At 72.5% G+C, this 12,417-nt stretch carries 8 protein-coding genes; 4 read left to right on the forward strand and 4 right to left on the reverse strand.

The features are described 5' to 3' along the window. Positions 1–70: 70 nt before the first annotated feature. On the reverse strand, positions 71–1,144 hold the full coding sequence (locus I6A81_RS03410) for an inositol-3-phosphate synthase (protein WP_203006237.1): 1,074 nt from the start codon (positions 1,142–1,144) through the stop codon (positions 71–73). Positions 1,145–1,212: 68 nt separating this feature from the next. Continuing rightward, on the reverse strand, positions 1,213–1,884 hold the full coding sequence (locus tag I6A81_RS03415) for a PadR family transcriptional regulator (RefSeq protein ID WP_203006238.1): 672 nt from the start codon (positions 1,882–1,884) through the stop codon (positions 1,213–1,215). Positions 1,885–2,510: 626 nt separating this feature from the next. On the opposite strand from I6A81_RS03415, the gene I6A81_RS03420 reads away from it, so the two are divergent. Continuing rightward, positions 2,511–2,942: a DUF5318 family protein gene (locus tag I6A81_RS03420; protein WP_203006239.1), complete on the forward strand. Its 432-nt coding sequence runs from the start codon at positions 2,511–2,513 to the stop codon at positions 2,940–2,942. Between the two features lie 202 nt (positions 2,943–3,144). Here the strand turns inward: I6A81_RS03420 and I6A81_RS03425 are convergent, their stop codons facing one another. Further along, positions 3,145–4,920: a substrate-binding and VWA domain-containing protein gene (locus I6A81_RS03425; RefSeq protein WP_307874438.1), complete on the reverse strand. Its 1,776-nt coding sequence runs from the start codon at positions 4,918–4,920 to the stop codon at positions 3,145–3,147. Positions 4,921–5,376: 456 nt separating this feature from the next. Here I6A81_RS03425 and I6A81_RS03430 point away from each other — a divergent pair, with 456 nt between their 5' ends. From I6A81_RS03430 to I6A81_RS03440, 3 genes are all read left to right on the forward strand, one after another. After that, positions 5,377–6,744: an MFS transporter gene (locus I6A81_RS03430; RefSeq protein ID WP_203010092.1), complete on the forward strand. Its 1,368-nt coding sequence runs from the start codon at positions 5,377–5,379 to the stop codon at positions 6,742–6,744. A 439-nt stretch (positions 6,745–7,183) separates the two neighbouring features. Next, complete coding sequence (locus I6A81_RS03435) at positions 7,184–8,836, forward strand: hypothetical protein (RefSeq protein WP_203007736.1); 1,653 nt, start codon at positions 7,184–7,186, stop codon at positions 8,834–8,836. Positions 8,837–8,922: 86 nt separating this feature from the next. Continuing rightward, a complete protein-coding gene (locus I6A81_RS03440) occupies positions 8,923–9,729 on the forward strand; it encodes an AfsR/SARP family transcriptional regulator (RefSeq protein ID WP_203007735.1) in 807 nt (268 codons plus the stop codon). A 125-nt stretch (positions 9,730–9,854) separates the two neighbouring features. Here I6A81_RS03440 and I6A81_RS03445 read toward each other — a convergent pair whose 3' ends face one another. Beyond that, entirely contained in the window at positions 9,855–12,311 is a 2,457-nt protein-coding gene (locus I6A81_RS03445) for a serine/threonine-protein kinase (RefSeq protein ID WP_203007734.1), read from the reverse strand. Positions 12,312–12,417 lie beyond the last annotated feature (106 nt).

Genomic DNA, 12,417 nt, shown 5'->3' on the forward strand with positions numbered 1-12,417 from the left:
GTCGGGGCGCCCAGCGCCCCGACGGCGGAGCGGCGATGGTCGCCCCTAGGGCGACCTTGAGCCGACCGCCTTATTCCTCGCCGCGGATGAAGGCCTCGACCTTGTCGCGGCAGACGCTGTCGCGGTACTGCTCCGGCGGGGACTTCATGAAGTAGCTCGACGCCGACAGGATCGGGCCGCCGACGCCCCGGTCGAGGGCGATCTTGGCGCAGCGCAGCGCGTCGATGACCACGCCGGCGCTGTTCGGGGAGTCCCAGACCTCGAGCTTGTACTCCAGGTTCAGCGGCACGTCGCCGAACGCGCGGCCCTCGAGCCGGACGTAGGCCCACTTGCGGTCGTCGAGCCAGGCGACGTAGTCCGACGGTCCGATGTGCACGTTGCGGCTGCCGAGGTCGTGCGAGACCTGGGAGGTGACGGCCTGGGTCTTGGAGATCTTCTTGGACTCCAGCCGGTCGCGCTCCAGCATGTTCATGAAGTCCATGTTGCCGCCGACGTTGAGCTGCATCGTGCGGTCGAGGATGACGCCCCGGTCCTCGAACAGCTTGGCCAGCACCCGGTGGGTGATGGTGGCGCCGACCTGCGACTTGATGTCGTCACCGACGATCGGCACGCCCGCGGCCCGGAACTTCTCGGCCCACTCGGGGCGGCCGGCGATGAAGACCGGCAGGCAGTTGATGAAGCCCACACCAGCGTCGATCGCGCACTGGGCGTAGAACTTGGCCGCGTCCTCCGAGCCGACCGGCAGGTAGCAGACCAGCACGTCGGCGCGGGTGGAGCGCAGCACCTCGACGACGTCCACCGGCTCCTCGTCGGACTCCTCGACGGTCAGCCGGTAGTACTTGCCGAAGCCGTCGTAGGTGTGGCCCCGGGAGACGGTGACCCCGGTCGGCGGGACATCGGCGATCTTGATCGTGTTGTTCTCGCTGGCCACGATCGCCTCGGACAGGTCACGGCCGACCTTCTTCGCGTCGATGTCGAACGCGGCCACGAACTCGATGTCGCGGACGTGGTAGTCGCCGAGCTGCACGTGCATGAGCCCCGGGACCTGGTCGGCCGGGTCGGCGTCGCGGTAGAACTCGACCCCCTGGACGAGAGACGCGGCGCAGTTACCCACGCCGACGATGGCGACACGTACCGAACCCATGACGGTCTGCTCCTTTGTGACTATCTGCGATATAGGGAAGGACCGGCCGCGTGCCGCGTGGGCGCCGCTCACCGGGCCCCGGGGACCTCACCGTCGGGGTCCTGGGACGTTGTGGGGGATGCCGCGGGAGGTGCTGCCGCGGGCAAGGGCCTCGACGGCGACGGCGATGGCGGCCGTGGCGGCTCCGGCAGGTCGAGATCCACGGCCCCGGGCGTGGCCTGGGCCCGTTCGGTCTCGATCAGCTCGGTCAGCCAGCGGACCTCACGTTCGACGGACTCCAGCCCGTGGCGCTGCAGCTCGAGCGTGTACGCGTCGAACCGCTCCCGTGTGCGGGTGAGCGCCGATCGGACCTTCTCCCGCCGCTCCTCGAGCCGGGTCCGCCGGCCCTCGAGGATGCGTAGCCGTACAGCCGCGTCCGTCTTGCCGAAGAAGGCGAAGCGGACGCCGAACATCTCGTCCTCCCAGGAGGACGGGCCGCCTTCGCCGAGCAGCTCGGCGAGCCGCTCCTTGCCCTCGCCAGTGAGGGTGTAGACGACCCGGCTGCGCCCGCCGATCCTGCCGGCCGCGCCGGCATCGTCGGCCGTGACATAGCCCTCGGCCTGCAGCTTGCGCAGGCACGGGTAGAGCGAGCCGTAGCTGAACCGGTGGAACGCGCCGAGCACGGCCGCGAGCCGCTTGCGCAGCTCGTACCCGTGCATCGGGCTCTCGGAGAGGATGCCGAGCACCGCGAGCTCCAACATCGCGCTGCCCTCCCTCGCCGCACGTCGCCTGCCGACATCCCGGCCTGTCTGTCGCCGGCGTCTCACGCTGGCGTCTCGCTCTGACATGTCGCTCTGACATCTCGTTCCGACATGTCGCCGCAACATGTCGCGTCAACATATCGAGCCGATACATCGACCTTAGACGAGTCGGGACGACCATGGCAACACCGGATGACTAGGAGGTGTCTGGGCAGCAGCCGCCGCGTGCTCGAAGGTGCTGGGGCCGAGAGGCGCTCGGACTCCGGCCAGGAGAAGGTTCGCGGCGCCGCGTGCCCGCGCCGGTCGCCGCCGCGCCAGGACCGGGACCCCCGGGACCAGGGCCGAAGGCGCGGATCGCCTTCGGCGCGGGCCGGTGGGGCGGCGGAGCCGGTCGGCCAGGGCGGACGACCCCGGCAACGGGGGATGGCCGGAGGGTGTCCGGACCGCGGCCGAAATGTGTCCTATGGCACAGGCATCGGCCGGCGGGCCGCGCGCCGATCCCGGCCCCCAGCACCGGCTGGAGACCGAACGCCCGAATTCGGCCCAACTCGGAATCGGCGGGAAAGCGGGTACGGAACGAACGAAGCGCGCCGGCCCGGCGGCGGCCTGGCGGTACCGTGACAGCCATGGGACCGAGGTCGGTCATCGATTACGTGCTCGCCCGCCGGGCGACGCTGACCGACCTGCACGCCGGGCGTGTGTCCCGCCTCGACGTCTGCGACGCGAACGCCTACCTGCTGCGCGCCGCGCGCCACCACGGTGAGTCGACCGGCAAGCCCTGCCCGGTCTGCGGCGCGGGCGACCCGGGGCGCCCCCGCCCCGGCGACCCACTGGTGCACGTCACCTACGGCTACGGCGACGAGCTGGGCGACAGCTCCGGACGGGCCTGGGCGACGGACGAGCTCGCGGAGCTGGCCAGCCGGTTCAGCGATCTACGGATCTACGTGGTCGAGGTGTGCGCCACCTGCGGCTGGAACCACCTGGTCACCTCGTACACGATCGGCACGGGCGGCCCGCCGGTCCGCCGCGCCCGCCGCCGCGCCGCGCCGGGCGAGTAGGGCGGTCGCCTCAAGGTCGCTGGCGCGACCATCGGCGCTCCGCCGTCGGGGCGCTGAGCGCCCCGACCAACCTGGTACCGGGCCACACCCGAGAACCTGGGCAGGCCCGGTCCCAGGCCAGCATCACAGTCATAAACCGGCGAGAGTCCCGGCGCGACCATCGGCGGACGGGAGCGACGCGGGGTACCGGAGCAGCCGGTGGTCAACGGTCGGTCAGGGCGCTGACCATGACCTGGAAGATGTTGCTGGGGTCCTGGGCGGGGTAGGACCTGGACCCGGTCGCCTCGGCGATCTGCCGCAACGCATCCTGGTCGGCGTCGGCGCCATAGCCGATCGTGATGATCTCCACCGGCTTCTTCGGGTCGTACAACGCCTTCAGTTTCTGGATCAGCTGAGGCAGCGTGAGGGCACTGGTTGGGTCATCGTTACGCCCGTCCGTCAGCAGCACCACCTGGTTCGGCCTGTCCGGCTGGTAGTGGGCGGTCAGCTCCTGGTAGGCCGCGAGCGCGGTGGCGTAGAGGCCGGTGTCCCCCTTCGCCTTCATCGCGTTGACGGCGGTGATGAGGGCCTGGTCACGCGGCACGCCGTTCACCGGCTCGTTCAGCGGCCCTATCGGTACGAGTTCGCGGTAGGGCTTGGTGCCGTTGAGGTTGGTGGAGAACTGCCAGAGACCCAGCTGACTGTCCTTGGCGAACAGCGGGATGGCGGCCTCCGCCGCGTCCGCCGCGATCCGTAGCCGCGTCCGGTGCTGGCTGTCGGTCGGGACGAGCAGGCTCATCGAGCCGGAGGTGTCGAACACGGCGAGCGTGTTCCCCCGCTGGTGGATGCCGAGGAAGGTGCGGCGCGCCTGGTCGATCGTCTTGCCGTCCAGTACCGAGCGCGGCTCGGTCCGCAGGGCCGGGACGAGCCCCAGCTCCTGGGTGAGCTTGGCGTTCGTCCGGTCCGGCGAGCGCAGCCCGCCCGCGTTCAGCGCCGCCTGGCCCTCGGGCCCGGTCAACGCGGTGAGGAAGTCCGCGGCGGCCGCCGCCCGTTCCGAGCCCACCGGCAGGGCCAGCGGCTGGTAGGGCGCCTCGTCGACGACCAGGCCGTCGGTCGGGTAGGCGGCGACCAGCGGTACCGCGGCCGGCGGCAGCCCGGTCGTCTCGTCGTCGTCGCCGCCGGCGGCCGGCGCGAGAGTGCCCACGTTCGCCTGGTAGACGAGGCTCTCGGGCAGGACGAGCGCCGACATGTGCGTCGGCGCGTCCTTGCCCCAGCCGGCGTAGGCGCTGACCAGGTCGGGATCCGTCTCGGCGACCAGCTCGGCGCCCCGCTCGAAGGAGAGGATCGCGCCCTTGGTGGCCAGGTCGTCGGAGAACTGTGCCTGGGTAAGCGATGAGGACGGCTGGCCGACCGTGCTCGCGACCACGTTGAGGACGGCGGCGAGGCCGGCGGACGAGGTCTCCGGGTTGGCGAACCCGACCTTGAAGCCACCCCACTCCGGATGCCCGCGGCCAGACCAGAAGTCGGCCGCGTTCTCGTTGGCCCGCACGTCGGCCCAGCTGAGCTGGCGATCCGGCCAGCCGAGCGCCTCGGCCATCGGCCGCGGCATCGCCAGCACCACCGGCGAACTCGCGACGATGGTCCCGTCGGTGCCCACGTTGCGCGCCCCGGCCTCGGTCATGCGGGCCATCGCCACCCAGGACATCGACTCCGGCAGCCAGACGTCCGGCGCGACGCCGTACTTCTCCTCCGTCCAGCCGGAGGCGAGCGCCAGGGCGGTCTGCCCGCTGTCGACGGTTTCGATCTTCACTCGCACGCACTTGCCGAGCACCTGGTGACGCGCCTCGTTGTAGCCCGTGGCGGCCTGGGTGAGCGGGCCGGACACGGCCGGGCCGGTGCGCACCGTCAGCGTCACGGTGTCCGGGCAGTCGCTGGAGGCTCCGTCGGCGTTCAGCAACCGGGTGCTGGCGACGTAGCCACCGCCCGCCAGCAGCGCCACCACGAGAGCCGAAATCAGAATCTTGGCCGGCACAACGGAGCGCGCGGGCGCTGGGCGATGACGGGAACGATGACGATTGGCGGCCATCGGACCGGACCTCCGCGACGCTCCGGATATGGGAGGCCCGACCATAACGCCTAGTGAGGAATCGGCGCCACGCCCAACACTGGTTGTGACGCGGTTGGAGATACTGCTCTCGTCGGCATCCACACTACGCACCGGTAACCGGACGCGGAGCATCCATATCGTCAGGTGGTCGGTAACGCACGGTTGCGCTGGCCGCCGGAGGCCAGCCGGCGCGCGCGGCGTTCGGTCAGCGGTCTCGGCCCCGCCCGGGGCCGTCTCCCGGAGCCGGGAAAGCGCGGATCCCACCGATCGCCCGCCGGTGGCACTCGGGGGTCTCCCGCCGCCCCCTCCCGCCAGGTCGCGCGGTGGCGGGCTTCTAGGCTGCGAACTATGGCATGGGCCGGGAGACTGCGTGAGCTGCTCAGCATGCCCGGTTTCCGGGCGCTCTACGCGGCCCGGCTGACCTCGCAGACCGCCGATGGGATCTTCCAGGCCTGCCTGCTGAGCTACGTGCTGTTCTCTCCGGAGCGCGCCGCGTCACCGGGCGCGCTCGCCGCGTCACTGGCCATCGTGGTGCTGCCGTTCAGCGTCATCGGCCCCTTCGCCGGGATCGTGCTCGACCGGGTGTCCCGACAGCGGGTGCTGGTGTTCTGCTCGTTGGCCCGCGCTGGGTTTCTGGTGATCCTGGTCATACTGATCGCCGCCGGTCACACCGGGGCCGACTTCTACGCCACCGCGCTCGCGATCGTCAGCGTGAACCGGTTCGTGCTGGCCGCGCTGTCCGCCGGCCTGCCGATGGTCGTCGGCGTGGACCGGCTGATCGGCGCGAACGCGCTGTCGGTGACCTCGGGCACGGTGGTGGCGCTGCTGGGTGGCGGCCTCGGCACCGGGCTGCGCAGCCTCACAGGTGGTGAGGACGGCGCGGTCGCGCTGGTCGCGGCGCTGGCGGGCCTCGCCTACCTGGGTGCCGCGGTGACGGCGGCCCGACTCGCCCACCGGACCATGTTCGGCCCAGAAAGGATCATCGGCTGGGTCGGCGTCACCGCGCAGTTCCGCCAGGTGCTCGTCGACCTCGCCGACGGGGCGAAGGTCGTCTGGCGAACCGGCCCCGCGCGCAGGGCGCTGGCCGCGCTGACCGCGTCGCGGGCGGCCTACGGCCTGGTGCTCGTCATGCTGATCCTGCTGTACCGCAACTACTTCACCGGGCCCGACGGCGGGCTCGGCGGGCTCGCCGTCGTCGTCGGCGCGAGCGGGGTCGGCACGGTCACCGCGGCCGTGGTGACCCCGCGGGTGACCGCCCGGATGCCGAAGGCCCGCTGGATCATGATCGTGCTGGTCGGTGGCGGGCTCGCCGAGATCGCGCTCGGGCTGCCGTTCTCCTCGCCGCTGTGCGTCGTCGCCGGCCTGCTGCTCGGCTTCTCCGCGCAGGCCAGCAAGATCTGCGTCGACACGGTCGTTCAGGAGGACGTGCCGGACGCCTACCGCGGCCGCGCGTTCTCGCTCTACGACCTGCTGTTCAACGTCGCCTTCGTTGCCGCGGCGGCCCTCGCCGCGTTCGTCGTGCCGGCGAACGGCCATTCGGCTCCGAACGTCATCGCCGCCGGCGTCGGCTACCTGCTCGCCGGCGTGCTCTACTACCGCGCCGCCCGCCAGCACGCCGGCGACATGACCGTCCGTGCCGTCGGCGCTCCGCGACCGAGCGCGGCGCCCGAGCCGCCGGCCGCGGCCCCCGCCGGGTCCGCGGCCGCCGGCGGGTAGCGCCGGCGGCCAGAGGTCCCGGCGGCGAGAGGTCCCGATCGCGGGTGCCGCCCCGCTGGTGGCCAGCCGATCCAGCCCGACCGGGCGGATCGGCTGGCCGGTCACCGTCCGTCCCGCCGCGCTCGCGGCTGAGCGTCCTGCCCGCCGCGGCGGGAAGCCTGTCAACACACGGTCCTTCGTGGGCTGCTCCGAGAATCGGACGTCACTTTCGGTGATCTGACGGTCTCGGTCAGAGTTATGTCGCGCATATCTCCCAGTTATGTCGCATTGACAAGATTGCATCGCGGCTGTTTTGACCTGGAATGCCGCGTTCGGGAGCCGATTCCCACGCATATCCAGGCCTTGGTCGACGCGGACCGCGCGTCTCTGGCGGGACTTTTTCCGACGGCGCTTCGACGGCGGAAAGGAACTCTCCTTTGGCAAGGCTCGGCATCGGTTGATGGGCGCCTCGTGGGGACGGGCGCCCGAGAGCACCTCCGAACGGCTGACCGACCGGCTGGCCCGGCGAGCCAGAGTGCGCGCGGGCCACCGCCTGTTCGCGCTCTCGCTGGTGGCCGCGGCGCTCGCGCGGGCCGTGGCCGTCATCGGGTACCGGCCCGCCAACTGGTTCAACGACAGCTACGAGTACGTCGGCGTCGCGCTGCGGCCGGCCCCCTATGTGGTCAGGCCCTCGGGCTATTCCTTCTTCCTGCGCGCGCTGGAACCCTTCCACAGCTTTCAGCTCGTCGTCTGGGCACAGCATCTGCTCGGGCTGCTCATGGGTGTCGCGATCTACGCTCTCCTTCGCCGGCACTCGTTCGCCGCCTGGTCGGCCACGCTCGCGGCGGCCCCGGTGATGTTCGACGGGTACCAGCTCCAGCTGGAGCATCTCGTTCTCTCGGAGACGCTCTACACGGCGCTCGTCGTGGCGGCCGCCGCGAGCCTCCTGTGGGATCACGCGCCCCGGCCCGGCGCGGCCGCTCTCGCGGGTGCCTGCCTGGCCGGCGCGGCCGTCACCCGATCGATCGGGCTGCCGCTGGCGCTCGCCGTGGGCGTGTGGCTTCTCGCGCGGCGCCCAGGCTGGCGGGCCTGCGCCGCGTTCGGCTGCGCGTTCGCGCTCCCGCTGGGGTCCTACTGCGCCTGGCACCAGGCGGAGAACGGCTCGTTCGCGACGTCCGGCAGCGCGGGGATCTTCCTGTACTCGCGGACCGCGCCGTTCGCGGACTGCGCGCGGATGGACCCGCCGGACCGGCTGCGCGTTCTCTGCCTGACCGACCCGACGGAGGACCGCGAGAGCTCGTCGTACTACCTCTGGCACGCGGACTCGCCGCTCTACCGGGTTCCCGGAGGCACGTTCGACCCCGCGAAGGCGAAGCTTGCGATGGAGTTCGCGCTGCGGGCCATCCTCGCGCAGCCGGCCGACTACGCCAGGGCAGTCGGAAGCGACTTCCTGCGGACGTTCCGCTCCCGGCTCGACGACTATCCGAGCGCGTCCGTCACCCGGCACTACCTGTTCGACACGCCGCCGCCGTCGCTCGACGGAAGAAGCAACCGCGTCGAGATCGAGGACGACCTGCGGTCGTACGGCCACGGCGACTTCGTCACTCGTTCCCACGAGCCGGCCGCCAGTTGGATCTCCTGGTACCAGCGCCATGTGAACCTGCCGGCCCCACTGATCGGCGTCGTTCTCGCCGTCGGGACACTCGCGCTGGCGGTCGGACTCCGGCGCCGCCGGGAGTGCTCGCGGCTCGCCCTCGTCCTCATGCTCGCGGTTCTGTCGCTGCTTCTGCCACCGATGACGGCCGGGTTCGACTACCGCTACGTCCCGCCCGCGCTTCCCCTCATCGGCCTGGTCCTCGCCTTTTCGCTCAGGGCCACCGGCGTCGTGAAAGCGGGTCGAGGCGGGCTCGGCCGCTCCCCGCGGCCGCCGTCCGGGCGCCGCGGAGATCCGGTGCCCGTCGGCCTTCGTCAGATCCTCAGCCTCCCGGCACGGGAGCGAGATCGGTGTCATGAATCCGACAATTCCCGCGAAGCCGAGGTGATCATGCCCGCGAAAGCGTCTAGACCCAGGGAGGTGGTAGACGTGACACCTCTCCACCGCGCGCACCCATAGCGGGCGTCGTCGATCAGTGCCGTCCGACCAGGCCCGCCCGATCCGACCTCCAGCAGGCCCGCCTGCGCACCGAGAACGGAACGAGAATGCCGCTCACCTCACTGAGCTCGTCCTCGGCGAACGGGTTCCCTGACCCGGACGGACGGGATCTCTGGTTCGCGATGCTCGGCCCGCTCGAGATGGAGGTCGCCGGCGAGCGGGTCCCGGTACCCGGTATCCGAGCGCGCTCCCTGCTGGTCTCACTCCTGGTCCAGCGCAACCAGGTCGTGCGGCTCGACCGCCTGATCGAGTCCATCTGGGAGGCGCCACCCGCGACGGCCGTTGCCCAGGTACGGAACCTGGTGGCCGAACTGCGGAAATCGCTTCAGACGGCTCGAGGCCGTGAGGTGCTCGAGACCTCTCCCGGTGGGTACCGGCTCGTCGTGGCGGACGCGGAGGTCGACGCGACCCAGGCGGAGCACTGCCTGCTCGAGGGCGCCGCCGCCGCGGCCGAGGGTGACCACCACCTCGCGCTCGACCGCTTCTCCGGGTCGCTCGCCCTGTGGCGCGGAGAGCCACTCGGCGACATCACGCCGGCCCTGGCCCGGGCCTGGCGACCACGGTTCACCGAGCTGCGCAGGAGAGCCGTTCTCGGTCTGTCCAGGGCACGGCTGAGCCTGGGCATGTACGAAGAGGCCGTCACCGAGCTGCTCGACGCCGTCGTCGAGCTCCCCTTCGACGAGGAGCTACGCCTGCTGCTGGTGTCCGCGCTCCACCGCGGCGGCCGGACCACGGCCGCCCTGGAGGCCTGTCGCGAGACCCGCCGCTACTTTCTCGAACACCTCGGCACCGACCCCGGGCCGGCGCTGCGGGACCTCGAGGTCCAGATCCTCCGGGGCGACGCCCTCCCGTGACCACGTCACCACGTCCTCCCGTGACCACGTCCACGGGCGACCGCCGCGGGTGCCCACCGCCCGCCGTCCGGCCACGGGCCGGTGGCGGTGATCGCCAGGCCGGGGCCCGGGAGCCCTGACCGGCCTCAGCTGTCCTTCGGCGGGACGATCACGGTGTGCACCACGTGGTTGTCCGGGTCGACGCGGAGCAGGATGGCGTCATCCCAGAGGGTGCCGTAGAGCGCGCCGGACGAGTCGAGAAGCAGCGCGGACACGTACGGCAGGTATGCCTGGGTCGCCAGCGTTCCCTCGAGGCCGTTCCCGGTGCCGTCGCTGCCCGCGCCGGCATAGGTGCTGATGACGCCCTCGGCGTTCACGAGCCGGATCTTGTCGTTCCCGTAGTCCGCGATGTACAGGTCACCGGCGTCGTCGACGGCGAGCCCGTAGGGGTCGTAGAGCATCGCCCTGGTGGCCGGGCCGCCGTCGCCGTCGTGGCCGTACTCGCCGGGAATGCCGGCGACGGTCGTGATGATCCCGTCCTTTGCGATCTTGCGGACCGTCTCCACGCCGGCGTCGGCGACGTAGACGGTGCCGTCCCGGGCGACCGCGAGCCCGCCAGGGGAGGTCAGCGTCGCCTTGGTGGCCGGGCCGCCGTCGCCCTCGTACCCGCTCTCCTGGTAGACGCCGGCGACCGTGCTGATGAACCCGTCTCGGTCGATCTTGCGGACCCTGGTCCCCTCGGTCAGGTAGAGGGAGCCGTCCGGGCCGACGGCCAGCGCGTCCGGCTCCGACAGCGCGGCCTTCGTCGCCAGGCCGGAGTCCACGGTGAAGCCCTCCTCGTCCGGGCCGGCGCCGGCGAACAGGAACGCCCGACCATCCGGCGTGATCCGGTACACCTGGCCGCGGCCCCGGTCGGCCAGGTAGAGGGCGCCGTCCTTGCCGGCGGCCAGTCCGCCCGGCTCCAGCAGGACGAGCTCGGACGCGGGCATCCCGGCGGCGGGGAACGGCGTCGGGCTGGGGGATGAGGTCGGGCCTACCGACGGCGACTGGCTCGCGGCGCCGGGGGTCTGCGGCGCGGGGCCGACACCGGCGAACTTGGTGATCTCGCCGTCGGCGTCCAGCCGGTAGACGGCTCCGGCGCCCGGGTCGAGGGTGGGCGCGACGACGAAGATCGAGCCGTCGGGCGCCTGGGCGATCGCGCCGAGGGCCGAGGCCCGCAGCAGCTGGGTCTCGCCGGAGTAGCCGGACCGGGAACCGCCGCCGAGGTTCGCCACGACCAGGCCGACGCCGAGCGCCACCAGGCAGACCGCCGCCGCGGCCCCGGCGATGAGGATCGTGCGCCGCCGCGGCCCCGGCCGTGCGCGGCGGCCGCGCCGCGTGCGCGCCAGCGGTTCCGGCGGTGGGCCACCCCGCGGCGGGCCACCCGGATGCGGGAAGCCCGGCCCGCCACCTGGCCCGCCGGGTGGCGGCGGGCCGCCGAGTGGCTGCCAGGAGGACCGTCCGGCGGTACCTGGTGGCGGCGTCGACGGCAGCGTCGGCGGCAGCGTGCCAGGCGGGGTGTTCAGCGATGCCGTCGCCCCCGGCGGGGGCGTGGCCGGTGCCCAGCCGGTCGGCTGGCCGGGCAGCGTCTCGCCCAGGCGGTGGCCGGCGGCGGTGAGCACGTCCTCGGGCAGCCGGACCGGGACCGCGGCGTGAGTGAGCCAGCCGAGGCCGAACACGCTCGTCGCGGCGGCGGCCAGCCGCAGGGCCAGCTCGTGGGCGGTCGCCGGCCGGTCGGCCGGGCTCTTGGCCAGCATGGCCAGCACGGCCGCCGCGAGCGGTGCCGGCACCTCCGGCATCGGCTGCGGCGCGACGGCCAGGTGGTGGTGCAGCAGCGCCGGCACCGCGAGGCCGCGCGGGAACACCGGCCGGCCGGTCAGCAGCTCGTAGAGCACCACGCCCAGGGCATAGATGTCGGTGCCCGGGCCTAGCCGGGTGCCCTCGATCTGTTCGGGGGCCATGTACCGCGGGGTGCCGACGAGGCCGGTGGCGGTCACCGCGGTCGTCTCGACGATCTTGGCGATGCCGAAGTCGGTGACTCTCGGCACGCCGTCGGCGCCGAACAGCAGGTTGTCCGGCTTCACGTCCCGGTGCAGCACGCCGATCTGGTGCGCGGTGGCGAGCGCGGTGGCGGCGGCGAGCCCCACCGCGACCGACGCGCGCGGGTCCAGGCCGCCCGCGACCCGGGACCGCAGGCTCCCGCCCGTGAGCTGCTCCATGACGAGCAGGCACAGGCCCTCGTACTCGACGTAGTCGTAGACCCGCACGATGTGCGGATGGTCGAGGCCCGCCAGCACCTGGGCCTCGGAGAGGAAGCGGGAGCGCAGGTCGCTGGGGGTGCCGTCGCCCGGGTCGTCCGAGGCGTAGAAGCCACCCGGCCCGCTCCAGCCGCCCGATGCCGCCGCGGGCCCGCCGGCGTCGAGCAGCACCTTGACGGCGACCGGACGGCCCATCAGCCGGTGGCGCGCGGCCAGCACCGTGCCGAAGCCGCCCCGGCCCAGCTCGGCCCCGATCTCGTAGCCGGGCAGCGCGTGGGCCACCAGGTCGGGTACGGGTGTCGGCATCGTCAGGACAGTGCTCCTAACCCTTCGCGGGAGCGGTGGGGCGGGGGGGGGCGGGGGGGGGGGCCCCCGGGGGGGGGGGGGGGGGGCGGGGGCGGGCAAAGAGTGT

The organism is Frankia nepalensis (assembly GCF_016786325.1).
In the GTDB taxonomy this organism is placed as follows: domain Bacteria; phylum Actinomycetota; class Actinomycetes; order Frankiales; family Frankiaceae; genus Pseudofrankia; species Pseudofrankia nepalensis.